Below are 24,304 nucleotides of genomic sequence, written 5' to 3'. Positions count from 1 at the left end.
TCAGGCTCCCTTCAGGCCGATGCCGAGGTAGTCGAACTCGAAGCCGTGCTCGGCGTATCCGCGTACCTTCCGGGAGATCCCGACGAGCCGGTCGGCGAACATCGGGGTGATCGCCCCGCCCTTGTCGATGACGAAGGTCTGTGCCTCGCCGTAAAGTTCGCGCCGCCGTGTGTCGTCGGTCTCGCGCCGGGCGCGGTCGAGGAGGGCGTCGAAGTCCTTGTCGGACCAGGCGGTCTCGTTGTACGAGGAGCCGCTGCGGAAGACCTGGGTGAAGAGCTGGTCGACGGGTCGGCCGGTGTACCAGTAGGTGGCCATCAGCGGTTTCTTCATCCAGATCTGCGTGTAGTACGAGTCCGCGGCGGCCGTCTTGACCCGGACGCGGATGCCGGCGCGCCGGGCGGAGTCCTGGTAGGCGAGCGCCATCGGCGTGAACACCGGGTCGTAGGAGGACGTGTAGAGGTCGACGGCGAGCCCTTCGTACCCGGCCTTCTTCAGCAGGTACCGCGCCTTCTCCGGGTCGTGCTCCGGGTGTGCGGAGATGTGGGCGGGGTCGCTCGGCGGCACGGGGTTGTCCCAGCCGGCGGTGCCCGCACCTTGCAGAGCGACCTTGACCACGTGCTCGGGGTCGTAGGCGAGCTTCATCGCCTGCCGTACGCGGACGTCGGTGAAGGGCTTCTCGGTGGTGAGCATCGGCAGCACGTACCACTGGCCGTTCTCGACGCGGGCGATGGTGGCGCGGTCGGAGGCGGCGATCACGCGGGCGGTGGCGAAGTCCAGGTTGGTCTGGGAGAGCAGGTCGACCTGCCCGGCGAGCAGGGCGTTCGAGCGGGCCGACATGTCAGCGACCGTGTAGAAGGTGATGGCGTCGAGGACGGGGCGGCCCTGCCAGTGGTCCGCGAACGCGGTGACGCGGCCGGGCCCGGCGGGTGCGAAGGACTCCAGCTTGAAGGGGCCGGTGCCGATGCCCGTCCGTCCGATCGAGCGGGCGCTGCCGTCGGGGACGACGTAGCAGTTGTAGTGCGTCAGGAGAGTCGGGAACTCGGCGTGGGGAGTCCTGAGCGGGACGACGAGGGTGTGGTCGTCCGGGGTGCGCAGCCGGTCCGGGTCGATGAGCGGGGCGAGGACGGCTGCCTGCGGGGATGCGGTCTTCTTGTCGAGGATGTGGCGCAGGGTGTAGACGGCGTCGGCCGCTGTGAAGTCCCGCCCGTCGTGGAAGGTGACGCCTTTGCGGAGCCGGAAGGTCCAGGTGCGGGCCTTGCCGTCGGGCTCCCAGGACTCGGCGAGGTCGGGCACGAGGGTGCCGTCCTTGTCTACACGGACGAGCCGGTTGTAGAGGGCGCCCAGGTATTCGTACGCCGACAGCGCGCTGGCCGGATCCAGCGTCTCGGCGTCGGAGGCGGGAGGCCGGGCGATGCGAAGGGTGCCACCCCGGTCGGGGGCGCCCTGCTGTGCGGCGACTGGCAGCACGGGGGCGGACGCGGCGCCCGTGCAGCCGGTGAGCAGCCAGGAGGCGCCGAGTGACGCGGCACCGGCGGCGCCCGCGGCAAGGACCGACCGCCGTCCCGGGTGGTGGATGTCGGACATGAACCGACCGCCCCTCCCCGCTATTCGTTCAGCGGAACGATTGAGTGAAGTCCGTGAACGATAACGGGGGGTCGGTTTCACGCCAACCCCCGGTACCGGGAAATCCACCGTGGGACACACGGGCGTCACGGACAGTGCCCGCGGGGCACAACCCCGCACAGCACGCCGCACGCCCCGACCGGAGCGGCCGGGGCGTGCGGTGATCGATCTGGCGGCGGTGGCTCAGCCGACGAGGTCCGACCGGGGCTCCTGCGTCTGCTTCTTCGTCGCCCACAGGCTGGTCGCGGTCGTCACCGCGAGGACCAGGACGATGAAGCCGAGTGAGAAGGGAATGCTGATCTCGGGGACGTGGACGCCGGACTCGTGCAGGGCGTGGAGCACCAGCTTGACGCCGATGAAGCCGAGGATGATCGACAGTCCGTAGGAGAGGTGGACCAGCTTCTTCAGCAGGCCGCCGATGAGGAAGTACAGCTGGCGCAGGCCCATCAGGGCGAAGGCGTTGGCGGTGAACACGATGTACGGGTCCTGGGTCAGGCCGTAGATCGCGGGGATGGAGTCGAGCGCGAACAGCACGTCCGTGGAGCCGATCGCCAGCATGACGACCAGCATCGGGGTCATGACCCGCTTGCCGTTCTCCTCGATCCACAGCTTGGTGCCGTGGTACTGGTCGGCCACTCCGAAGCGCTTCTCGACCGCCTTGAGCAGCTTGTTCTCCTCGTACTCCTCGTCGTGGCTCCCCTTGCGGGCGTCCTGGACGAGCTTCCAGGCGGTCCAGACGAGGAAGGCGCCGAAGATGTAGAAGACCCAGGAGAACGTGGAGATGATCGCCGCGCCGGCCGCGATGAACCCCGCGCGCAGCACCAGCGCCATGAGGACGCCGATCATCAGCACACGCTGCTGGTACTGCGAGGGCACCGCGAACTTCGCCATGATCAGCACGAAGACGAACAGGTTGTCGACGCTCAGCGACTTTTCCGTGATGAATCCGGCGAAGAACTCACCCGCGGGCTTGCCGCCGGCGAAGGCCAGTACGCCCAGTCCGAACGCGATGGCGAGGGCGATCCAGACGGCCGACCAGATGCCGGCCTCCTTGATCGACACGTCATGGGGTTTGCGACCGATGAAGAAGTCGACGGCGATGAGCACGCAGAGCACTGCGATGGTCAGCACCCAGCCGGTAAGGGAGACGTTCACTGATCCTCCGGGGGCCTGTGGGGGAGCTGTCAGCCTTACCGCCGCCCGGGATCACTTCCACCCGGAAAAGGTAAACAACACATCCCGTCCTGGCATACGACCTGTCACGAAGTGATATCGGGAATCCGCATCGCGGACGGGCCGGCCGGCGGACACGCGTCGGTCGCCCCGCCGCACGGTGTCCGTACGAGAGGGCGACCGACCGCACCAGAGTGCCGCCGCGGGGCACTTCTACTCGCCCGCGTACGCCTTCTCCAGGGTGGGGAGGTCGAGCTTGCCCATCGTGAGCATGACCTTGGTGGCGCGAGCCGCCCTCTCCGGGTCCGGATCGGTGACCATGTCGATGAGCCTGCTGGGGACGACCTGCCAGGACACGCCGTACTTGTCCTTGAGCCAGCCGCAGGGGCCGCCCTCACCGCCCCCGTCGGTCAGCTTGTTCCAGTAGTGGTCGACCTCGGCCTGGTCCTCGCAGAGGATCTGGAAGGAGATCGCCTCGGTGAACCTGAACTCCGGACCGCCGTTCAGCGCGACGAACTGCTGGCCGTTCGCCACGAACTCCACGGTCATCACGGATCCGGCGGTGCCCATCCCGCCTTCGGTGTAGCGGGCGATCCGGCCGATGCTGGAGTTCTTGAAGACCGAGACGTAGAAGTGTGCCGCCTCCTCGGCCTGGCCGTCGAACCACAGACAGGTGGTGAATCCGTTCGCGGGCATGGATGCCTCCTCGGGCGCGAGAGTGTCGTCACCTGTATCGACCGATCCTCGTCCACGAACTCATCGGTGGCGCGGGCACGATTTTCCGTAGGCCGGACCACCTCACGGAACTAACATCGCCGCACATGATCTCTTCGAACGCAGAGGGCACGAACGACCTGGACGGCGCCGACGCCATCCGCCCGTTCCGCCTCGACATCCCCGGGACCGACCTCGACGATCTGCACGCCCGGCTCGACCTGACGCGCTGGCCGGACGAACTTCCCGGCGTGGGCTGGTCGTACGGCGTTCCCCTGGATCATCTGCGGGAGCTCGTACGGTACTGGCGGCACGACTACGACTGGCGGGCCGCGGAAGCACGGCTGAACACGTGGCCGCAGTTCACCACGGAGATCGACGGCGCGACCGTGCACTTCGCGCACATCCGGTCACCGGAGCCCGACGCGACACCGCTGGTGATCACCCACGGCTGGCCGGGCTCGATCGTCGAGTTCACGGACATGGTCGGGCCGTTGACCGACCCACGGGCGCACGGCGGCGATCCCGAGGACGCGTTCCACCTGGTGATCCCCAGCATCCCGGGGTTCGGCCTGTCCGGGCCGACGCGGGAGCCCGGCTGGGAGTTCCGCCGCGTCGCGGCCGCGTGGGCCGAGCTGATGGAGCGGCTCGGCTACCGGCGGTACGGCGCACAGGGCGGGGACTGGGGCGCGGCGATCTCCCGGGAGTTGGGCCGCATCCGTCCCGGCCACGTCATCGGCGTCCACCTCAACCTGCTCCCGGACTCCGCCGCGGTGGCACCGCCCACAGAGGAGGAACTGGCGGGGCTGAGCCCCAAGGAGCGCGAGCGCACGCTGGCCTCGTGGGCGCGCACCGAGGAGTGGGTGCGCGAGAGGCAGGGGTACGGCGTCGTGCAGTCCACCCGCCCGCAGACGTTGGCGTACGCGCTGACCGATTCGCCGGTCGGGCAACTCGCCTGGATCGCCGAGAAGTTCGCGGAATGGACCGACTCCGGGGACCGTCCCGAGGAGGCCGTGGACCGCGATCTGCTGCTGACCAACGTGATGCTGTACTGGCTGACCGGCACCGCGGGCTCCTCGGCGCGCATCTACTACGAGCGCGCCCACGCCGACGGCTGGGGCGCCCCGCCGGACCCCTCCACGACCCCGACGGCACTGGCCGTCCTCCCGGAGGAGAACTTCATACCGCTGAGGCACATCGCGGACCGTACGAACACCATCGTGCGATGGACGGAGTTCGACCGGGGAGGCCACTTCGCGGCGCTGGAGGAGCCGGACCTGCTGGTGGGCGATGTGCGGGCGTTCTTCCGGCAACTGCGGGAGGCGGTGCGGTAACCGCCGCCCCCGTGAGGCGGACGACGTCACGCACGGGCACCTCGGCCGATGAGCGCGCGGACCCCGAACTCGAAGCGCTCGTCGAAGGATCCGGCGTCGAGGTGTGCGAGAACCCGGTGCAGTGAGGGGTGGCTCGTGCCGGAGACCGACTGGGCGACGCGGTCGCCCCCGGACACCGGCACGGCCTGCTCCTCCTGGGTCAGCCCGAGCGTGAAATAGCTGACCGCCCAGACGGTCCATGCCGCCTCGCGTTCGGTCATGCCACCGTCGAGCAGGGCACCGACGAGCGTGTCGGCGAAGCGCAGGGTGTCGAAACCGGCCGCCCCCTCTCCCTGTTCGCCCTCCTGCGCGCCGACGCGTACGTCCTGCTGCGGCTGGCGCCGGCCTCGGAGGGCGAGTCACCGGCCGACCGGACGCTCCCCGGGCTCACCGTGCGCCGAGCCTCCTTCCCGGAGCCCTCGGCGGACTGGGCCGGCGTACGCACGGTGCTCCTCCGCCCCGACGGCCATGTCGCCGGAGTGCACGCCTCCTTGGAGGACACGGCAGTGCTCCTCTGCTCGTAGCGAATCTGCCGCGGGCAGAGAAATCCCATGTCAGAGGTGTTTCGTGGCGAGAGTGGAGGAGGCGGGATCGCCGCCGCGCAACCGTTCACGACAGGGAGGACCCATGACGTCACTGATCACCGGCTGGGCGCCGGCTCTCGCTCCACGGGCCGAGGAGGGGGACACGCCTCCGTCGCGTTTCGACGACCATCTGGCCGCGCAACTGCTCGCGCAGCGGATCGTGTTCCTCGGCACGCAGGTCGACGAGGTCTCCGCCAACCGGGTCTGCTCCCAGCTGCTGATTCTGTCCGCGGAGGACCCGCGCACCGACATCGGTCTCTACATCAACAGCCCCGGCGGGTCGGTGACCGCGGGCCTCGCGATCTACGACACCATGCGGCTGATCCCGAACGACGTGGCCACGCTCGTGATGGGCTTCGCCGCGAGCATGGGGCAGTTCCTGCTCAGCGTGGGCACGAACGGGAAGCGGTTCGCGCTGCCGAACGCGCGGATCATGATGCACCAGCCGTCAGGCGGCATCGGGGGCACCACCGCCGACATCGAGATCCAGGCGGAGAACCTGGAGTTCACCAAGAGGACCATCGAGCGGATCACCGCGGAGCACACCGGCCAGACCGAGGAGACCATCTCCCGGGACGGCGACCGCGACCGGTGGTTCACGGCCGAGCAGGCGAAGGAGTACGGGATGGTCGACCAGGTCGTGGAGTCGTTCAGCGACGTCCGGCCGGCCTCGTCACGACGCAGGATGGGGCTGTAGAGATGGGAACGTACACGATTCCGAACGTCGTCGAGAGGACCCCGCAGGGCGAGCGGTCGTACGACGTCTTCAGCCGGCTGCTGAACGAACGGATCATCTTCCTCGGCACCGAGATCGACGACGGGGTCGCCAACGTCGTGATCGCGCAGCTCCTCCACCTGGAGTCGTCGGCGCCGGAGAGCGAGATCGCGATCTACATCAACTCGCCCGGCGGATCGTTCACTTCGCTCATGGCGATCTACGACACGATGACGTACGTGCAGGCGCCCATCTCGACATGCTGCGTGGGTCAGGCGGCCTCCACCGCGGCGGTCCTGCTGGCGGGCGGGGACCCGGGCCGACGCTCCGTCCTGGAACACGCACGGGTGCTGCTCGGGCAACCCGCGAGTGGCGGCCGCCAGGGAACGGCCTCGGACCTCTCCCTCCAGGCGAAGGAGATGGTCCGGATCCGCTCCCAGGTCGAGGAGGTCCTCGCCCGGCACACCCACCACGACGTTGCGACGCTCCGCGCGGACATGGACCGTGACAAGGTCTTCACCGCCGAGGAGGCCGTGGCGTACGGGCTCGCCGATGTTGTGCTGAGCCGGCGGCTCGTGGGGGTCTGACCCGCTGTCCCCGAGCCGCCGGGACGTCAGGCGACGAGGCAGAGCCCGTTGTACGGCGACGTGGTGGTCGTGGCGGCGGTCATCCTGGCCGTCGTCGCGCGCGTCGTCCGGGTGCGTCGCGTGAGTTCACCGTGGGCGAGGGAGAGCAGGTCAGAGAGGCCCAGGCCGAGGGCGTGGGCGGCGGCCGCGAGGACCTCCGACGAGGCCTCCTTGCGGCCCCGCTCCAGCTCCGAGAGGTACGGCATCGAGATCCGTGCCGCCTCGGCCACGTCCTTCAACGTGCGCTCCTGCGCCAGCCGTTCGCGCCGCAGCACGTCACCGACGAGGTCCCGCCAGAGGGGTTCCTTGGCGGGGGCCGGTTCCGGGGACTCCCGGACGGGACGCGCCTGCGGGGCGAGCGCCGGGCGCTGTTGCCGCGGTGCGGCGGCCGGGACATCGGTGGGGACCGGTGTGGCCGCCGGGCGCAGGGGAATGACGCGAGCGTTCGACGTTTGGTTCGTCACCCCTTCAGACTAGGAGCCGAGCGCCCCACGGGAAGGGATCGACGTTCCGCCCTCAGTGGAATCCCGCAGTGGAATCGCGATCCGACCGGGGAAGGGTTACGGCCATGCTGCGCGACACGTTCAACGAGGCGGCCGAGCTGTACGACAGGGCCCGCCCCCGCTATCCCCGTGCCCTGGTGGACGAGTTGGCCGGGCAGGCGGGGCTGGGCCCCGGCAGCCGCGTCCTGGAGATCGGTCCCGGCACCGGGCAGCTCACCGTCCCCCTGGCGGAGTCGGGCTGCGACCTCACGGCCGTCGAGCTGGGCCCGGCGATGGCGACGGTCGCCCGGCGCAATCTGCGCCCGTTCCCGCACGCCCACGTGGAGGTCGCCGACTTCGAGCTGTGGCCCCTCCCCGCCGAGCCGTTCGACCTCGTGGTGTGCGCCACCGCGTTCCACTGGCTCGATCCGGCCATGCGGGTCACCAAGGTGGGCCAGGCCCTCCGCCCGGGCGGCACCTTCGCGCGGGTCACCACCGAACACGTCAAGGGCGGCACCCTCGACTTCTTCGCCCGTGTCCAGGGGTGCTACGAGCGCTGGGACCCGGCCACGCCACCGGGCCTGCGGCTGCAGGACGAGTCGGAAATCGCCACGGACACAGACGAGTTGGCCCACTGGGACGACCTCCGCTCCTTCCGGTGGACGCGGGAGATCACGTACTCGACGCAGGAGTACATCGATGTGCTCCTGACGTACTCCGGCCACCGAGCGCTCGAAGCTGCCCGCCGGGAGGGGCTGTTGGGCTGCATCCGCGAACTGATCGACACACGGCACGGCGGCCGGATCACCAAGTGCTATCTGCACGAGCTCATCATGGCGAGGCGGCCTTCGCAGACCGGCGCCCCCTGAACCGTGGCGGCGTGTTCCGCGCTCATGTGTCAGCTCTTGCGGTTGCCCTTGTGTGACAGCAACTGCTCCCGCAACACGGTCAGTTGATGTGAGGCGTCCACCGCCCGGGTCTCGTCCAGGGTCGTGAGGGCGAGGAGCAGCACGTCCGCCACAACAAGCGCGGTCAGCGCCTCCGAGGTGATGCCGGTCGGGGTGTGCGGTGCCGTGAGGACGGCGTCGACACGGTCTCCGAACTCCTCCCCGAGTTCGTCGGTGACGAGGAGGGTCCGCGCGCCGACCGCCCGCGCGCGCTCGATGAGGACGGTCAGCTCGGTCAGCGCCCGCCCGGGCTGGAAGATGACCACGGCGTCGTTCTGGCGCAGCGCGAGGAGATGGTCGGCGAGCGCGAACCCGGTCGCGTCGATGAAGCGGGAACGGCGGCCGAGGCGGCCCAGCGCGAGCGCCAGGTGCCGGGCGGCCGGTTCGGAGGCGGCGATCCCGAAGCAGTGGATCTCCCCGGCGTCGGCGAGTGCCGTCACCGCGGCGCGCAGGGTGTCCGGGTCGGTCAGCCGCCGGGTCTGCTCGATGCGCTCCTGGGCCTCGTCGATCACATCGCTCCAGATGCCATCCAGGTCCCGGCCGACATGGGCGATGCGCTGCTTCAGGCGCACCTCGGGCGCCACCGCCGCGGTGAACCCGGAGGCCAGTTCGCGCTTGAGAGCGGGCAGGCCGGCGTACCCGAGACGCTGGAGTGCCCGGACGACGGTGGCGTTGCTGGTCCCGCTGGCCGAGCCCAGTTCCTGGGCCCCGGAGAAGAGGAGCTGCTCGACGGGCGCGGTCGCCAGGTACTGGGCGACCGCACGCTCGGACGCGGAGAGGTTCTCCCAGTTGTCACGGACGGCCGCGCGGAGCCGGGCCAGGCCCTCGCCGAGATCTCCAGGATCTGAAATTTTCATTACAGGCATTGACTTCCTTGTGACGGCCGTTACCCTCCTGGGCAACGCATTCCAAGAGGAGAGCATCTCGTAACCGACGTTACAACACGTCGTGAACACACGCTGCTCTCCGTCGCGAGGAGAAGAATGACACCCCCCTCAGCTCTGGCATCCCCCTCATCCCGTTCTCTGCCCCTCATCGAGATCTCCGGCACCCCTCTCGAGCGCGGACGGCAGTACGGCGAGGCGGTGCGGCCCCAGCTGCACGCCGCTCTCGCCTACTACGAGGAAGCCTTCGGTCACGCCGCCGGACTGACCTGGTCCCAGGTCACAGCGCGCGCCGCCCGCTGGCAGGAGCCGGTGGAGTCGTACGCCCCGCACCTGCTGGAGGAGATGCGCGGCATCGCCGACGGGGCGGGGGTGAGGCTTCTCGACGTGCTCGCGCTCAACGCCCGGGGCGAGGTCATCTACGACCAGTCGTTCGCCGACCTGTCCGAGTCGGACGAGACGGTCGAGGAGGAGCGGGTCGAGGGCTGCACCTCGTTCGCCGTGTACGGCGCCGCGAGCGGCGACGGGCATGTGTGGGCCGGGCAGAACTGGGACTGGCGGGCGGGCGCGGCCGACACCGTGGTCATGCTGCGGATCGTGCAGCCGCCCGCCCCCACCCTGATCATGCAGGTGGAGGCCGGACAGGTCGGCCGCCAGGGCGCCAACTCGGCGGGCATCGCGCTCAACGCCAACGGCTTGGGCGGGCGCTTCGACAACACCGTCGGCCTCCCGCAGACCGTCGTCCGCCGCAGCACTCTCGACCAGTCCACCATCACGGACGCGCTGGACGTGCTGTGCAGAACCCGCGCGCACATCGCCTCCAACGCACTTCTGACCTGCCGCGAAGGCTTCGCCGTCGACCTGGAGACCACCCCCGCCGGGCACGGTTGGCTGCACGCCGACGACGGCCTCCTGGTGCACGGAAACCACTACCAGGCGGGTGTCCCCGCGGCCATCGCCGCCGACTACCGCCCCCTGTCCTCGGACTCTCTGGTGCGCGTGCCCCGCGCCGAGCAGGGGCTGAAGGCGCTGCGCGGGTCCACCGGACCCGACGAGTCCCGGAAGCTGATCAAGCAGGCCATGTCCGACCACCTCGGCCGACCCGAATCGCTGTGCACCCACGTCGACCCCCGCCGGCCGGCCGTGGAGCACTGGACCACGCTCGTCTCCTCCTGTGTGGACCTGACCACCGGCGACTACCACGTGACCGCGGGCACGCCCTGCGACCACGACTACCAGCACATGCCCTGGAACCTCTACGACGGCCCCCACGGCGACACACCCACCGACTGTCCCAGCTGAAAGCACAGGAGTTCATCCGATGGCGACGACGATGACGACGAACAAACGGAGAGCGGTGACCGCCGGGCTGGTCGCCGCGGGCCTGCTCACCGCCGTGGGCTGCAGCGGAGCCGACACCGCCACCACCGGGGGCAAGCCGGCCGACGCCGCCAAGCTGAAGCTCACCCCCACCACGCCCGCCGCCCAGGGCGCCGTACAGAAGGTGAACTGGCTGCTGGAGGACGAACCGGACTCCCTGGACCTCGACACCCAGGGTTCCAGCGCCGGCCGCGTCGTCCTGACCAACGTCTGCGAGCGGCTCTACCAGCTCCAGCCCGACATGACCGTCAAGCCCTTCCTGGCTCAGAAGGCCGCCACCCCCGACGACAAGACGCTCGTCCTGACCGTCCGCGACGGCGTCACCTTCCACGACGGCTCGAAGCTCACGGCCGACGACGTGCTGTGGAGCCTGAAGCGGCACGCCGACCCGGACATGGAGCAGAGCGACGAGTTCCTCAACGTCGCGTCCATGAAGAAGACGGCCGACAACGAGATCACCATCCGCTTCAAGAAGCCCGACGCCCTGGTCACCAAGGCGCTCGCGGGTGACGCCGGCATCGTCTGGAACAAGGAGTAGGTGGAGAAGGCCGGCAAGGACTTCGGCACGCCCGGTCAGAGCGACGCCTGCTCGGGCCCGTACGAGCTGACGAGCTGGAAGTCCGGCGACTCGATCACCATCCGGGCGTACGACGGCTACTGGGGCAAGAATCCGCTCACCCAGGAGGTCGACTTCCGCTGGGCGTCCGACAGCGCCCTCGTCAATGCCCTCAAGACGGGGGCCGCCGACGGAACGTTCGCCGAGTCGCCCAACACGGCCGCCGCCCTGCGCGACGCCAAGGGACTCAGCCAGTACTACGGCCCCTCGACCGCCACCCTCGACCTCATCCCCACCGAGCACGGCGGCCTGAAGGACGCGAAGATCCGGCGGGCCCTGTCGCTCGCGCTCGACCGGGCGGGCATCGCGAAGTCCGGCTACGGAGGGTTCGTCGAGCCCTGGGCCAGCCCCGTGGGCTCCGGTTCCTGGGGCTATGCGAAGGCGGAGTTCGCCGCCGCACAGAAGAAGCTGGCCGCCACCGCGCCCGCCTCGCCGAGCGCCGACGACATCGCCGAGGCCAAGCAACTGGTCAAGGAGGCGGGGGCGCCCACCGAGCCGATCGTCATCGGCACGGACGCCACCCAGGGCCGTACCGTCATCGCCAACGCCGTGCGCGCCGCGCTCCAGCGCATCGGGCTCAAGGGCACGATCAAGACCGTGCCCACCACGCAGTTCGAGGAGTTCTACAGCGACCCGCAGGCCCGCGCTGGCATCGACGTGCTGACCGCCGACTGGTACATCTCCAAGTCCGACCCGATGGGCTTCTACGACAACGGCCTGTCCGACTCGTCGAACAACTGGGTCGGCTTCAAGGACGCCACGTACGACAAGAAGGTGAACCAGGCGCTGGGCACCCTCGACGACGCCGAGCGTGCGGGCCTCGCCATCGACGTGCAGCAGCGGTTCGCCGAATCCGCCGTGTGGATCCCCGTCGCGCAGGTGCCCTCGGTTCTGATCCTCAGTGACAAGCTGACCGGTGCACCCGCCTCGCAGGCGTACCTGTACTACCCGTGGGCGGCCGACCTCGGCGCCAAGAAGGGCTGATCGGATGCCCGTACGCATAGTGCGGCGTCTGGCCGGATTCCTGGCCACGCTCTTCGCCGCCTCGTTCGTCATCTTCGCCGCCGTGTACGCGGCGCCGGGCGATCCCGCCGTCTTCCTGGCCGGCGGCCGCGACAAGCTCACCCCCGAGCGGCTCGCGGCCGTCCGCGCCCAGTACCACCTCGACGAGCCCCTGGTCGTCCAGTACGGCCGCTGGTTGTGGGGCTGCCTCCACCTCGACCTCGGCCGCTCCTTCAAGTACAGCGACCAAGTGGCCGACCTGGTCGCGACCCGCCTGCCGACGACCCTGGCGCTGGTCGCCTACGCGACCCTGCTGTTCGTCGTGCTGGGCGTGGGCGCGGGGATCCTCGCGGCGGTGAAGCAGTCGAGCTGGGTGGACTCGGCGGTCGTGGGCGGGACGACACTCGCCGCGTCCGTGCCGTCGTTCGTCGCCGCCATCGCGCTCGTCTCGCTCTTCGGGGTGCGGCTCGGCTGGTTCCCGGTGACGGGCAGCGGCAGCGGGTTCACCGGCACGCTGCACCATCTGACACTGCCCGCCCTGTCGTTGGCGCTCGGCGCGCTCGCCCTGATCAGCCGGGTCACCCGACAGGCCATGGCGGACGCCGCCGCCTCCGACCACGTCGAGGCGGCCCGCGCCTCCGGCATCCCCGAACGGGACATCATCCGCAGGCATGTGCTGCGCAACGCGCTCGGCCCGATCATCACCATGTGCGGCCTGGTCATGGCGGGGATGCTCGTCGGGACGGTGGTCGTGGAGACCGCGTTCGGCATGAGCGGCATCGGCTCACTGCTCGTCGGCGCGATCAACACGCACGACTTCCCCGTGGCCCAGGCCGTCCTGCTGCTGATGGTCACCGGCTACATCGTCGTCACCACCGTCGTGGACCTGGTCCACCCGCTCCTCGACCCGCGCGTCCGCGAGGAGGCCCGTACCGCATGACCGCGCTCACCCTCACACCCGTCCGTGTCCGGGCCCGTCGTCCCCTGGGTGTCACGATCGCCGCCGGACTCCTGGCCCTGGTGGTTCTGGCCGCGGCCCTGGCACCCCTGCTCGCGCCGTACGCACCCGACACGATCGACCTGTCCGCGTCGCTCGCCGGCACCAGCGGCGACCATCTCCTGGGTACCGACGCGTCCGGCCAGGACCTGCTCTCACGCGTCCTGTACGGCGCCCGCACCAGCCTGATCGCACCACTGCTGCTGCTCGCGGTGGCGGCGCTGCTCGGGGTCACCCTCGGCGTGCTCGCAGCGTGGCGCGGCGGCTGGGTCGACGCGTTCGTCTCCCGGCTCACGGACGTCATGTACGCCTTTCCCGGGCTGCTGTTCACCGTCCTGATCATCGCCGTGTTCGGCACCGGCATGACCACGTCGGTGCTGGCCCTGGGCCTCGCGTACACGCCGACCGTCGCCAAGTACACGCGCTCGCTCGCCCTCTCCGAGGCCCGCAAGCCGTACGTCGACGCCTACCGGGTGCAGGGCATGGGCGGCGCCCGCATCTGCGCGTTCCATCTGGTGCCGAACCTCGGCCGGGCGGTGACCGGCTATCTGGTGGTGCTCTTCGGTGAGGCGCTGATGTCGCTGGCCACCCTCTCCTACCTGGGTTTCGGCGCCCAACCGCCGAGTTCCGACTGGGGGTTGATGGTGCAGGAGGGGCAGGCCGCCGTCGTTCAGGGCGCGCTGCTGCCCGCCCTCGTCCCGGGCACGGCGATCGCCGCGGTCGTCGTGTCCTTCAACGTGGTCGGCGTCTGGGCGGCCGACCGGCTCGGAAGGCAGGGCTGAATGCTCCTCACCATCGACCACCTGACCGTCGGGATCCCGGGGGCCGCCCGGCCGCTCCTCGACGACGTCTCCCTGCGCATCGCCCCGGGCGAGGTCGTGGGTCTGGTCGGCGAGTCCGGTTCCGGCAAGTCCACGACGGCGAAGGCCGCGCTCGGGCTGCTGCCGGGCGGGGCTCAGGCCTCCGGCACGGTACGGGTGGGTGACGCGGACGTCCTCTCCCTCACCGGCGAGGAGTTGCGCCGCCACCGCGCCCGCACGGTCGCCATGATCCACCAGGACCCGCGGGCCGCCCTCAACCCCGTACGCCGCATCGGTGACTTCCTCCTCGAACGGGGAGCGGACCGGAAGGAGGCCGCCGAACTCCTCGGCGCCGTCGGGCTGTCCGACCCGGAGCGGCGGCTGCGGCAGCGCCCGCACGAGCTCTCCGGCGGCATGCTCCAGCGTGTCGTCATCGCCGGAGCACTCGCCGCCCGGCCCCGGCTGCTCCTCGCCGACGAGGCGACCAGCGCGCTCGACGTCACCACCCAGGCCGAGATCCTCGCCCTGCTGCGCACCCTGCGCGCGGAGCACAAAGCCGGGCTCCTGTTCATCACCCACGACCTGCACCTCGCGGCCGCGTACTGCGACCGGGTGTACGTCATGTACGCGGGCCGGGTCGTCGAGGAGCGCACCGCCGGGGCCCTCTTCGCCGATCCCGTCCACCCGTACACCCGCGGCCTGCTCTCCTGTTCGCCGTCCCTGGACGACGCTCCGCGCAGCCTCCGGCCCATCCCGGGCCGCCCACCGTCCCTGAGCGACGCCTTCCCGGGCTGCCCGTTCGCATCCCGCTGCCCCGACGCACAGCCCGACTGCGAGACCTGGCACCCGGAGGCGGTGGCGCTGCCGGACGGCGGGACGGCCGCCTGCCTCCGTGTGCCGGCCGCCGTGTCCGCCACGGGCGAGAGGACCACGACATGACCGACTACGGCGACGACCTGCTCGTCGTGGACAAGCTCCGCAAGACCTATCCCCTGCCGGGGCGGGGCCGACTCACCGCGGCCGCGGACGTGTCCTTCACCGTGGCCCGCGGCGGCTCCCTCGGCATCGTCGGGGAGTCCGGCTCCGGCAAGACGACCGTGGCCCGGATGCTCGTCGGCCTGGTACGTCCCGACGCGGGCACGGTCGCGGTGGACGGCCGCCCTCGCGAGCCGCGCACCCCTCGGCGCAGGGAGGCCCGGCTGGCCCGCGCCCGGGAGATGCAGATGGTCTTCCAGGACCCGTACGTCTCCCTCGACTCGCGGCTGACGGCGGGTCAGTGCCTGCGCACCGCGCTGCGGCTGCACGGCCGGGACGAGAACCTGGCCGCCGAGTTGCTCGACCGGGTCGGGCTCGGCGCGCGGGAGGCCGAGGCGCTGCCCCGGCAGCTGTCGGGAGGCCAGCGGCAGCGGCTCGCCATCGCCCGGGCTCTCGCGGTCGACCCGCGCGTGCTCGTCCTCGACGAGGCGGTGGCCGCGCTGGACGTGTCCATCCAGGCCCAGATCCTCCAGCTCCTCGACGGGATCCGCCGCGACACCGGCGTCGCCCTCGTCTTCGTCAGCCATGACCTCGCCGTGGTCCAGCACATCACCGACGAGGTGCTGGTCATGCGGCGCGGACAGGTCGTCGAACAGGGGCCGACACGGCAGGTGCTCAGCGAACCGGCCGACCCGTACACGCGGTTGCTGCTCGCCGCCGTACCGAGGGAGGGCTGGGACCCGGACGACGCGGTCGCGGCGCGGGCGGCACTCGCCGGGTAGGAACCGTCCCCCGCTCGCTTGGCACGCCCGTACAACTTTTGCGCACCATGCGGTGTCAAACAGGGCGCCGGAAAAGGAACGGGCCCTTTCCGGACACCCCCGCGCTGCCCGGCCGTTTTTACTGTCAGGAGCCGCACATGCGCAAGAACCGTTCGGCTGCCCTCGCGGCGGCAACATTCCTTCTCGTCTCCGGCGCGGCGATCGCCGCCGCTCCCTCCGCGTACGCCGGTGCGCCCGGAAGTACGCACGCGAGCGACCGCAACAGCGACTTCAACGGCGACGGTTACGAGGACGTGCTGGTGGGCGCGCCCGGTGCGACCGTCAGCGGCAAGAAGGGCGCCGGTCTCGTCACCGTGCAGTACGGCTCGTCGAGAGGCATCGGCACATCCAACGTGGCGCGGTTCAGCCAGTCCACGGCCGGGGTCGCCGGTGCCGCCGAGGCGGGTGACGGCTTCGGGAAGGCCGTCGCGACCGGTGACCTCGACGGGGACGGCTATGACGACGCTGTCGTCGGCATTCCCGGCGAGGACCTCGGCACCGTCAAGGACGCGGGCGGTGTCGCCATCCTGTGGGGGTCGAGGTCCGGGCTCACCGGTGCCGCCAGCGACTGGCTGCAGACCGAGGAGCCCACGGCGGGCGAGCAGTTCGGCGTCGGCCTGGCCGCCGCCCACTTCACGGACGAGACGCCGGGTGACCAACTGGCCGTCCTCGACCGGTACGACCCGGAGCTGTTCGCGTACGTCTCCGGTACGCAGAGGGCACTGAAAGAGCGTTCCACACAACGACTGTCCGCGCAGGCCGAGCCCCAGGGCATCCAGCCCAAGTCGCTGACCACGGGCGACTACGACAACAACGGCTACGCCGACCTCGTGGTGTCCGGGGTGACGGTCGGCGACCAGCCGGGCAACGGCTGGTCCGTCCTGCTGTCGGGCCACGCGGACGGGCTCTCGTACACGCGCGAGTTCGAGGGCGGCCCGGTCTCCGCGTCCGGTGACATCAACAAGGACGGGTTCGACGACCTGGTGACGGGTGAGCCGCACGGTCCGAACGACGTCTACGGCGAGGTGTGGGCAGGAGGCGTGCTCGGCGTGCGCCTCGGCGGCCCCGACAGCATCACCGAGGACGCCGACTGGTGGACCCAGGCCTCCCCCGGCGTGCCCGGGAACCCCGAGGTCGGCGACGGCTGGGGCACGGACCTGTCGGTCGCGGACACCAACGGTGACGGGTACGCGGACGTGGCGATCGGCGCGGCGGGCGAGGACATCGGGACGGTCGCCGACGCGGGCGCCGTGTGGGTGCTGCGGGGATCCGCGGGCGGCCTCACGGGCACCGGTGCGAAGTCGTGGGACCAGAACTCGGCGAACGTGCCGGGTGTGCCCGAGAAGGGCGACAAGTGGGGTGCCCAGGTCCGCCTCACCGACCCCAACCGTGACGGCCGTTTCGGTCTGCTCGCCTCCGCCCCCGGCGAGAACACCGGCGACGGCTTCATCTGGGTGCTGTCGGCGGGCTCCGGCGGTGTCACGGCCTCCGGGTCGTGGACGTACAGCGCCGGGTCGCTGGGCGCTCCGTCCCTGGACGCCGCGTTCGGTGCGGCGATCGACGAGTAGCCTCACAGCCCCGGAGACGGTGCGGTCACCGTGTCCGGGGTGTCCAGGTCGCCGGAGGCCGACGTCGTGCCGGGTGAGTCCGCCGTGGGTGGCGACTGCGTCGTGGGTGTGGAGGGCGAGGACTTCGAAGCCGAAGGGGACGACGGCGACGGCTTGGGAGACGACGAGGACGGCTTGGGAGACGAGGAGGACGGTGACGGAGGCGAGGAGGACGGCGAAGGGGACTTACTCGTCGGTGAGCCGGTCGACGCCGACGGCGACGCCGTGTTCTTGGGCGGGTTCGTTTTCTTGTCCTTGCCTCCGGTGTCGCCCCTGAGCCGCTCGAACCACTCGTCGCTGTCGAGGTTGATGACGACGAACATGTTCATGATCGTCGCGGCCTCCTGTACGACCACGACCTTCTGCGGCTGGTACCCCGGCCACGGGTCGCCCGTCACCTTGAGCGTGGACTTCTGGGCGACCGGCGGGGTGAGCGGGTTGCCGCACGCGCAGCGCACCCGCGGCACTCCGCGGTCGTCGACGAGCACGGCCGTGCCGGTCTGGAGGACCGCCTGATAGGGCGCGGCCTCGCCGCCCCGGAAGCCGTGGTTGGTGACACGGGTGTCGTAACGCAACTGGAGAGGGGTGAGCGAACGCAGGTAGTCAGCAACCCCGGAAGGCTGGACGTCCTCGGCGGAGGCGAACGCCCGGTTCTTGTCGGGGGCCGACCCGAGAAACCCGATCTGCTTCTCCGTGTCGCAACTGGCCTTGTCACGGGTGCCGCCGTACAGGCCGGGCGCGTCGCCGCGCGCGGAGCGTACGACGTTGGTGTCCTGTGTCGGTGTGGCCGACGACGTCTCGGGAGGCACGGAGCTGTCGGTGGCCGACGACGGGGTGAACGGGTCGGGACCGGTCTCGGCGGCCGGCTGGAGGAACACCTCGCCGTCGGCCGCGGTTCCACCGTCGGAGTCGGATCCGCCGCCGGAGCGGCTGAAGACGACGGCCATCACCACGGCCGCGACGACCACCGCGGTGACGGCGGCGACGCGGGGCGCGGACCGCCACCAGGGCCGCTCGGGGCCCCCGCCCTCCGGACCGGACGAACCCCCGGGACCGGACGGACCACCCGAGCCTCCCCCGCCGGGACCACCGGCGTCACCACCCGACGGCCCCTGCGGGGAGCCCCCGGCCGGCTGGGTCCCGCCCGGCTCGGGCCGACCCGACAGCGGGCCCGACGGTGGTCCTGTGGGGCTGCCGGACGAGGGCTCTTCGACGCTCACGGGCTCTTCTTCCCGCCGTAGGGATCGCTCGGCACTCTCAGGTGTTTTGTGCCGTTACTTCGACAACGGGCCTATTGTGTGCCCCGGTCCCGCACGGCTCGCAAGCGGACGCGACCCGGCTTCCTGGTGTCACTCGCCCTTCAACACGGTCGGACTGCCCCGGCGGGCGAACCACCCCGGCCCTGCCTAGCGTGGGCACCGTGCGTCTCCGGGCCGTGCGCTCACCGACCCCCTCCGACCAGGCGTCGTCACGCGGCCGCGGGGCGGCCCGGCACGGCTGGGCGCAGGCCGTGGTGACGGTCCTCGCCGGGCTGGTCGCGATGACGGTGGTCGCCGCGCTCGGACTGTGGGCGGCCGGCGCCACGGACCTCCCGGACAACGCCTACCCCCGGGTGGTCGCGGCCACCGTGGCGGCGGCGGTCGGCGGCACGATCGAACTCTCGGGCAGTGCCGGCGCATTCGCCGCGACCGAGGGCGGGCTGACCGTGATCCCGCTGTCGGTGACACTCGCGGGAACCCTGGTGATCGCCACGGCTTTCCTGCGGCCGCTCCGGCACCGGGCGGTGGCGGGGGCACCCGAACTCGCCGGCTGGGCGGCACGCGTCGCCGCGCTGTGGCTGGTCGCCCTGATCGTCCTGTCCCTCGTGGCCCGCGAGACGTTCCCGATCTCGCTCGGCGACGACGTGGACGAGGACCTGGGCGACCTGTTCGGTGACTCCGGCGCCGAGGTGGGCTTCACGTCCGACGTGCCGCAGACGGTGCTTTTCGGGTTGCTGTGGCTCGCGGGCGTGTTCGTGCTGGCGTTGCTGGTCTCGCGCGGGGCGCCGCTGCCTGCCCGGCTGCTGCGCTTCCAGGAGTCGGTACGTCCGGCCGCCCACGCGATGGTGGTGCTGCTGCTCGCATGCGTCGCCGTGGGGCTCGTGATCGCGGTGGTGGTGGCGGCCACGCGGGGGCACGCCAGGACGACGTTCGCTGTGATCATGCTCGGGCTGCCGAACCTGGTGTGGCTCGCGTTCACGATCGGTCTCGGCGCCTCCTGGAAAGGCCATGTGGAGGGCCCGTTCGCGCTGCCCATGCCGCACGTGCTGGACCAGGTGCTGCGGACGCCGCAGGACACCACGCTGAACCTGCTGACGCTCGCCGAGTACGACGGCAACGTGTGGTGGCTGCTGGTCGTGGACGCGGTGCTGCTGTCGGCGGCGGCGTTCGTGATGGCCGTCCGCTCCCCGGCGCGTGTCCGGTGGTGGCAGCACTCCGTGCACATGGCGGTCGCGCTCGTGCTGACCGTGCTCATGATCTGTCTGGTCGGGCGGATCGGCGCCCGCTACGGGCTGTCGGTGCTCGGAATCGGCGACCTGGGCGGCAGCCTGTCCGGCGAGCTGTACCTGCGGCCCGAGCTGTGGAGCGCCCTCGGCTTCGCCGCGCTGTGGGGGCTGGTGACGGGATCCCTCGGCGGCCTGCTGGCGAAGCGCGTCCGGCGACGGGGCGAGGTGGACTGGGCCTAGGGCAGAAGGACCCTAGGTGTGTTGATCACGAGCGAAGACCGGGCGGGCCCACAACGGCGGTTCGGGGACGTCGGGCTGACGCGGTGTGGGCAGGGCGGCGGCCCGCAGTGCGGCGACGAAGGCGCGGCAGGAGTCGTACCGGTCGTCGGGGCTCTTCGCAAGGGCCTTCGCGAGGACACCGCCCACGGCGGGCGTCAGGTCGGGCCGCTGCCCGGTGAGAGGCGGTGGCTCCTCGTTCTGGTGGGCCCACAGCACCGCGATGTCGTCGTCGCGCTCGAAGGGAGACCTGCCCATGAGGGTCTCGTGGACGACGCAGGCGAGGCTGTAGACGTCACAGCGGCCGTCGACCGGCTTTCCGGAGATCTGCTCGGGCGCCATGTAGTCGATGGTGCCGACGAACTGGCCGACCGTCGTGAACCCGGTCAGCGACAGCGACCGCTTCGTCAGTCCGAAGTCGGTGAGGTAGACGTGCTCGGGGTGGTCGCTGTCGATGCCCGGCGCGATCAGGATGTTGCCGGGTTTGACGTCCCGATGCACCAGCCCGTGGTCGTGCGCGGCGTCCAGCGCCGAGGCCACCTGTGCGGCGATCCGGGTGGCGTCCTCGATGGGCAACGGTCCCTCCCGGTCGAGTTGCCGGCGCAGGTCCCGCCCGTCGACGAACATCATCGCGATGTAGAGGACGCCGTCCGCCTCACCCGCCTCGAAGACCGGCACGATGTGCGGATGGTCGATCGCCGCGGCCACACGGGACTCGTGGGTGAAGCGACGGCGGAAGGTGTCGTTGCGTGCGAGTTCCGGAGCGAGCAGCTTCAGCGCGACACGGCGGTCCAGCCTCAGGTCCCAGGCCTTGTAGACCACGGCCATACCGCCGTGGCCGATCTCGCTCTCGACGCGGTAGCCGGCGATCTGCCGCCCGACGAGGTCCGACGGGCGTCCCGCGTACGGCGGGGGCGTCATCCGGCGTCACCCGGCCGGACGATACGCGTCGGTTCGCGGTCCCGCCCCCCTCCGGACTCGCGCTCCGGCTCCCCGGCCAGGCGCGTCGGTTCGTGGTCCCGCCCCCCTTCAGATCCGGGTTCCGATACGGGCCGGGCCTCCGTTTCCCGTACCACGGGGGCGGGCTCGTCGGCCGCCGCCGGGGCCCGCGGGGTGGCGTACGTGCTCAGCTGCGCCCCGTCGCAGTACAGCCACTGGTCGTGGTCGGTGTCGTACAGCCACAGCGACTCGCCGTCGACGACGAGACCGATCCGCAGCCCCAGGGTGCCGTCCCGGAACGACTGGCCGTCGAGGTTCCCGTCCGCAAGGTCCTCGATGATGCTCCGGTAGCGCCCCAGGGTCTCCTCGGCGCGGGCCAGCAGCGGCCGGGGATCCCGCGCACGGGAGGGGTCCGCCCCGGCGGCCGGTGGGTCCCGTGGTACGGCGACGAGGAGGCGGCCGTCCACCCAGGCCGACCAGCCGTTGGCGCACACCACGTGGCCCCAGTCACCGTGCCGCTCGACGAGTTGGACCGGCAGGAGGGCGTCGAGCGGCACGGTGGGTCGGGACGGGTCGGGTGTCTCCCAGGCGGGCAGGCCGTCCTGGGGGACGACGTGTGTGGGGTGGAAGCCGGGGGCGGTCATCGGGCTACTTCCGCATGACGGCGGGTTCGTGGCGCCGCAGCAGGCGGGCGACCGCCCATCCGCAGACGACCGACAGGACGACCAGCATCCCCACGTCGAGCAGCCACACGCCGGACGAGTGCCCGAACAGGGGGTCGGTTCTGTCGGTCATGATGCGGCCGAGGTCGATGGTGCCCGCCATCGCGGCGAACGCCCACCTCGACGGCACGAGCCAGGTCAGCTGTTCGAGCCCGGGCACCCCTTCCACGTCCAGCAGCGCGCCGCAGAACACGACCTGGACGATGGCGAGGAGCACCAGCAGCGGCATGGTGACCTCTTCCTTGCGGACGAGCGCGGAGATGAGCAGGCCGAGCATCATCGCCGTGAACGCGAGCAGCGCCACGGCCACCGTGATCTCCACCAGGGGCGGCATGAGCACGCCTTCGCCGTCGGGTGCGTTGAGGTCGACGCCGAGCAGCGCGACCAGGGTGAGCACGACGGCCTGGAGGATCGTGACGGTGCCGAGAACGACGATCTTGGACATCAGGTACGCGGATCTGGACAGGCCGACGGCCCGCTCCCGCTGGTAGATCACCCGTTCCTTGACGAGTTCGCGCACGGCGTTGGCCGCTCCGGTCAGGACGCCGCCGACGCACAGGATGAGCAGGGTGTTCAGCGCGGTCTCCCGGTCGAGCTCGCTGCCGGCCAGGGCCCGCGCCAGGCCGCCCATGACGAACGGCAGCGCGATCATGATGGCCAGGAAGACGCGGTCGGCGCTGAGCGCGGCCGCGTACCGGCGCACGAGTGTGCCGAGCTGGGCGCCCCAGCTCTGCGGCTTGGGAGGTCTGGGCGGTGGTTCCGCGGCGACGGGTGCGGCCCCGGGCAGGTAGGGCCGGTCCATCGACGCCTCGACATAGTGACCGTGGAACGGCGAGTCGCGGTACTCCCCCGCCCAGTCGCGGTAGCCGTCCCGGTCGAATGCCTCGAACGCCTCCGGCCACTGCTCGAAGCCGAAGAAGGCGAGCGCGTCGTCCGGCGGCCCGTAGTAGGCGGTCTTCCCCCCGGGCGCGAGGACGAGGAGCCGGTCGCAGACGTCGAGGCTGAGGACGCTGTGTGTGACCACCACGACCGTACGGCCGTCGTCGGCGAGGCCGCGCAGCATGTGCATCACCGAGCGGTCCATGCCCGGGTCGAGGCCCGAGGTCGGCTCGTCGAGGAAGAGCAGCGAGGGCTTGGTGAGCAGTTCCAGAGCCACGCTGACGCGCTTGCGCTGACCGCCGGAGAGGCTGTGGATGGGCTGCCGGGCGCGCTGCCCCAGGCCCAGTCCGCGGATCACCTCGTCGACCCGTGCCCGGCGCTCGGCCTTGGCCGTGTCCTGGGGGAAGCGCAGTTCGGCCGCGTACGTGAGGGCCCGGCGCACGGTCAGCTGGGTGTGCAGGATGTCGTCCTGCGGGACCAGTCCGATGCGCTGGCGCAGCTCGGCGTAGTCGTGGTAGAGGTCGCGTCCGTCGTACAGGACCGTGCCCGTGTCGGCGGGGCGCTGTCCGGTGAGGGCGTTCAGCAGCGTCGACTTGCCGGCGCCGCTGGGGCCGACCACGGCGAGGAGACATTTCTCGCCGACGGGAAACGTGACCTTGTCGAGCAGCGTCTTGCGGCCCCGGTCGACGGCCACCACGAGTTCCTGGACGTCGAGCGAGATCTCGCCGGTGTCGACGTACTCCTGCAGCTGGTCGCCGACGAGACAGAACGCGGAGTGACCGATGCCGACGATGTCACCCTGCGTGATCCTGGCCCTGTCGACGGGCAGGCCGTTGAGGTACGTGCCGTTGTGGCTGCCGAGGTCGACGATCTCGTACGTGCCGTCCGGGCGGGCCCGCAGCTCGGCGTGGTGTCGGGAGACGACGAGGTCGTCGATGACCAGGTCGTTGTCGGAGCCGCGGCCGACGCGGACGGTCCGCTCGGGAAGCGGGCGCACGCTGGTGGGCTGCCGGAAGGTGCCGGTGGAGGCCGGAGAGAAGACGCCGGAGGGCCGCTCCGGGACGGGGCCGGTCAGGACGGCACGAGGACCGTCGGAGGGGCTGCCGAAGTGGATGACGCTGCCCGGGCCGACCACCCACTCATGGACGCGATGGCCGTCCGCGTACGTGCCGTTGGTGCTGTTGTCGTCCTCGATCGTCCAATGGTCAACCGCGGGTCGGAGCACCGCGTGGTGCCACGAGACCCGGTCGTCGTCCAGGACGATGTCGCTCAACGGGTCGCGTCCGACGTGGTACTCACGGCCCGGGCTCATCACCGTGGAGCCCGTGTCGGTTTGGATGACGAGTTCGGGCGCAGTCGGCGCGACCTGCCGTTCTGTCATGCCTGAATTCTATCGATTCGCCCGACTGTGCGCCTGAGCGGAGTCGGGAGTCCGCAGGGCGCTCAGGCAGCGGGGGTTGCGATCACGCGGCCGGTGCGCTGCATGCGGAGCGCGTCGATGGACTCCGCGAGCAGCTCGTACTCGGTGGTGTCGTCGCTGGTGGCGATGCGGACCATGTTCCCGGCGGCCAACTCCTCGGCCACCAGCTCCTGTTCGGCCGGGCTGCCACTCCAGGCGCGCAGGACGCTGGGCACGTCCGGGACGGTGTCGGCGACCGGCACGAGGGAGTTCGGGGGGTAGGCG

The 24,304-nt window shown here is 70.9% G+C and carries 22 protein-coding genes and 2 pseudogenes; 13 read left to right on the top strand and 11 right to left on the bottom strand.

Going from position 1 to position 24,304, the window contains the following annotated elements; translation table 11 throughout:
• From FNH08_RS03565 to FNH08_RS03555, 3 genes are all read right to left on the bottom strand, one after another.
• A complete protein-coding gene (locus FNH08_RS03565) occupies window positions 1-1,584 on the bottom strand; it encodes an ABC transporter substrate-binding protein (protein ID WP_152769760.1) in 1,584 nt (527 codons plus the stop codon).
• A gap of 222 nt (window positions 1,585-1,806) precedes the next feature.
• Complete coding sequence (locus tag FNH08_RS03560; RefSeq protein WP_322723594.1) at window positions 1,807-2,778, bottom strand: TerC family protein; 972 nt, start codon at window positions 2,776-2,778, stop codon at window positions 1,807-1,809.
• Window positions 2,779-3,009: 231 nt separating this feature from the next.
• Window positions 3,010-3,492, bottom strand: coding sequence for a VOC family protein (locus FNH08_RS03555; protein ID WP_152769758.1), 483 nt, complete (start codon window positions 3,490-3,492; stop codon window positions 3,010-3,012).
• A 125-nt stretch (window positions 3,493-3,617) separates the two neighbouring features.
• Between FNH08_RS03555 and FNH08_RS03550 the strand changes: the two genes are divergently transcribed.
• Window positions 3,618-4,844 (top strand): epoxide hydrolase family protein, encoded by a 1,227-nt coding sequence (locus FNH08_RS03550; protein ID WP_152769757.1) that lies wholly within the window; start codon window positions 3,618-3,620, stop codon window positions 4,842-4,844.
• 26 nt (window positions 4,845-4,870) lie between these two features.
• Here FNH08_RS03550 and FNH08_RS03545 read toward each other — a convergent pair whose 3' ends face one another.
• Window positions 4,871-5,119 carry a hypothetical protein gene (locus FNH08_RS03545; RefSeq protein WP_407704328.1) on the bottom strand — a complete coding sequence of 83 codons (249 nt, stop codon included), beginning with the start codon at window positions 5,117-5,119 and terminating at the stop codon, window positions 4,871-4,873.
• Between FNH08_RS03545 and FNH08_RS53885 the strand changes: the two genes are divergently transcribed.
• The 3 genes from FNH08_RS53885 to FNH08_RS03535 all read left to right on the top strand — a co-directional run bounded on the left by FNH08_RS53885 (window position 5,030) and on the right by FNH08_RS03535 (window position 6,769).
• Entirely contained in the window at window positions 5,030-5,407 is a 378-nt protein-coding gene (locus tag FNH08_RS53885; RefSeq protein WP_407704327.1) for an aromatic-ring hydroxylase C-terminal domain-containing protein, read from the top strand. The genes FNH08_RS03545 and FNH08_RS53885 overlap by 90 nt on opposite strands.
• Window positions 5,408-5,510: 103 nt before the next feature.
• A complete protein-coding gene (locus FNH08_RS03540; protein ID WP_152769756.1) occupies window positions 5,511-6,164 on the top strand; it encodes an ATP-dependent Clp protease proteolytic subunit in 654 nt (217 codons plus the stop codon).
• 2 nt (window positions 6,165-6,166) lie between these two features.
• Window positions 6,167-6,769 (top strand): ClpP family protease, encoded by a 603-nt coding sequence (locus tag FNH08_RS03535; RefSeq protein WP_152769755.1) that lies wholly within the window; start codon window positions 6,167-6,169, stop codon window positions 6,767-6,769.
• Between the two features lie 26 nt (window positions 6,770-6,795).
• Here the strand turns inward: FNH08_RS03535 and FNH08_RS53440 are convergent, their stop codons facing one another.
• Window positions 6,796-7,272 carry a helix-turn-helix domain-containing protein gene (locus tag FNH08_RS53440; protein ID WP_322723591.1) on the bottom strand — a complete coding sequence of 159 codons (477 nt, stop codon included), beginning with the start codon at window positions 7,270-7,272 and terminating at the stop codon, window positions 6,796-6,798.
• Window positions 7,273-7,376: 104 nt separating this feature from the next.
• Here FNH08_RS53440 and FNH08_RS03525 point away from each other — a divergent pair, with 104 nt between their 5' ends.
• Entirely contained in the window at window positions 7,377-8,159 is a 783-nt protein-coding gene (locus FNH08_RS03525) for a class I SAM-dependent methyltransferase (protein WP_152769754.1), read from the top strand.
• A gap of 29 nt (window positions 8,160-8,188) precedes the next feature.
• On the opposite strand, the gene FNH08_RS03520 is transcribed toward FNH08_RS03525, so the two are convergent.
• Entirely contained in the window at window positions 8,189-9,094 is a 906-nt protein-coding gene (locus FNH08_RS03520) for a MurR/RpiR family transcriptional regulator (RefSeq protein ID WP_152769753.1), read from the bottom strand.
• Between the two features lie 126 nt (window positions 9,095-9,220).
• Here FNH08_RS03520 and FNH08_RS03515 point away from each other — a divergent pair, with 126 nt between their 5' ends.
• The 7 genes and pseudogenes from FNH08_RS03515 to FNH08_RS03485 all read left to right on the top strand — a co-directional run bounded on the left by FNH08_RS03515 (window position 9,221) and on the right by FNH08_RS03485 (window position 17,280).
• Window positions 9,221-10,423, top strand: coding sequence for a C45 family autoproteolytic acyltransferase/hydolase (locus FNH08_RS03515; RefSeq protein WP_152769752.1), 1,203 nt, complete (start codon window positions 9,221-9,223; stop codon window positions 10,421-10,423).
• A 31-nt stretch (window positions 10,424-10,454) separates the two neighbouring features.
• A pseudogene (locus FNH08_RS03510) lies at window positions 10,455-12,101 on the top strand (ABC transporter substrate-binding protein).
• 4 nt (window positions 12,102-12,105) lie between these two features.
• The gene (locus tag FNH08_RS03505) at window positions 12,106-13,059 is read left to right on the top strand and encodes an ABC transporter permease (protein WP_152769751.1); all 954 of its coding nucleotides are present in this window, start codon (window positions 12,106-12,108) and stop codon (window positions 13,057-13,059) included.
• Window positions 13,056-13,898, top strand: coding sequence for an ABC transporter permease (locus FNH08_RS03500; RefSeq protein WP_152769750.1), 843 nt, complete (start codon window positions 13,056-13,058; stop codon window positions 13,896-13,898). Before FNH08_RS03505 ends, FNH08_RS03500 begins: the two co-directional genes overlap by 4 nt.
• On the top strand, window positions 13,899-14,855 hold the full coding sequence (locus FNH08_RS03495; protein WP_152769749.1) for an ABC transporter ATP-binding protein: 957 nt from the start codon (window positions 13,899-13,901) through the stop codon (window positions 14,853-14,855).
• Entirely contained in the window at window positions 14,852-15,673 is an 822-nt protein-coding gene (locus FNH08_RS03490) for an ABC transporter ATP-binding protein (RefSeq protein ID WP_152769748.1), read from the top strand. Before FNH08_RS03495 ends, FNH08_RS03490 begins: the two co-directional genes overlap by 4 nt.
• A gap of 137 nt (window positions 15,674-15,810) precedes the next feature.
• Window positions 15,811-17,280, top strand: coding sequence for an FG-GAP-like repeat-containing protein (locus FNH08_RS03485; protein ID WP_152769747.1), 1,470 nt, complete (start codon window positions 15,811-15,813; stop codon window positions 17,278-17,280).
• A 2-nt stretch (window positions 17,281-17,282) separates the two neighbouring features.
• Here FNH08_RS03485 and FNH08_RS03480 read toward each other — a convergent pair whose 3' ends face one another.
• Window positions 17,283-18,539: a DUF6777 domain-containing protein gene (locus FNH08_RS03480; RefSeq protein ID WP_322723589.1), complete on the bottom strand. Its 1,257-nt coding sequence runs from the start codon at window positions 18,537-18,539 to the stop codon at window positions 17,283-17,285.
• A gap of 215 nt (window positions 18,540-18,754) precedes the next feature.
• Between FNH08_RS03480 and FNH08_RS03475 the strand changes: the two genes are divergently transcribed.
• A complete protein-coding gene (locus FNH08_RS03475) occupies window positions 18,755-20,044 on the top strand; it encodes a streptophobe family protein (protein ID WP_322723602.1) in 1,290 nt (429 codons plus the stop codon).
• A 12-nt stretch (window positions 20,045-20,056) separates the two neighbouring features.
• Here FNH08_RS03475 and FNH08_RS03470 read toward each other — a convergent pair whose 3' ends face one another.
• The 4 genes and pseudogenes from FNH08_RS03470 to FNH08_RS03455 form a co-directional block, all read right to left on the bottom strand.
• Window positions 20,057-21,001: a serine/threonine-protein kinase gene (locus FNH08_RS03470; RefSeq protein ID WP_152769746.1), complete on the bottom strand. Its 945-nt coding sequence runs from the start codon at window positions 20,999-21,001 to the stop codon at window positions 20,057-20,059.
• Window positions 20,998-21,663, bottom strand: coding sequence for a hypothetical protein (locus tag FNH08_RS03465; RefSeq protein WP_152769745.1), 666 nt, complete (start codon window positions 21,661-21,663; stop codon window positions 20,998-21,000). The genes FNH08_RS03470 and FNH08_RS03465 overlap by 4 nt, the downstream gene beginning before the upstream one ends.
• Before the next feature lie 4 nt (window positions 21,664-21,667).
• The gene (locus FNH08_RS03460) at window positions 21,668-24,001 is read right to left on the bottom strand and encodes an FHA domain-containing protein (protein WP_152769744.1); all 2,334 of its coding nucleotides are present in this window, start codon (window positions 23,999-24,001) and stop codon (window positions 21,668-21,670) included.
• A gap of 62 nt (window positions 24,002-24,063) precedes the next feature.
• Window positions 24,064-24,304 (bottom strand): annotated as a pseudogene (locus FNH08_RS03455) (hypothetical protein); the annotation flags it as partial.

The organism is Streptomyces spongiae (assembly GCF_009377185.1).
Classification (GTDB): Bacteria; Actinomycetota; Actinomycetes; order Streptomycetales; family Streptomycetaceae; genus Streptomyces; species Streptomyces spongiae.
Note: the sequence above shows the minus strand (reverse complement) of the source record. Positions and strands in the feature narration are given on the sequence as shown.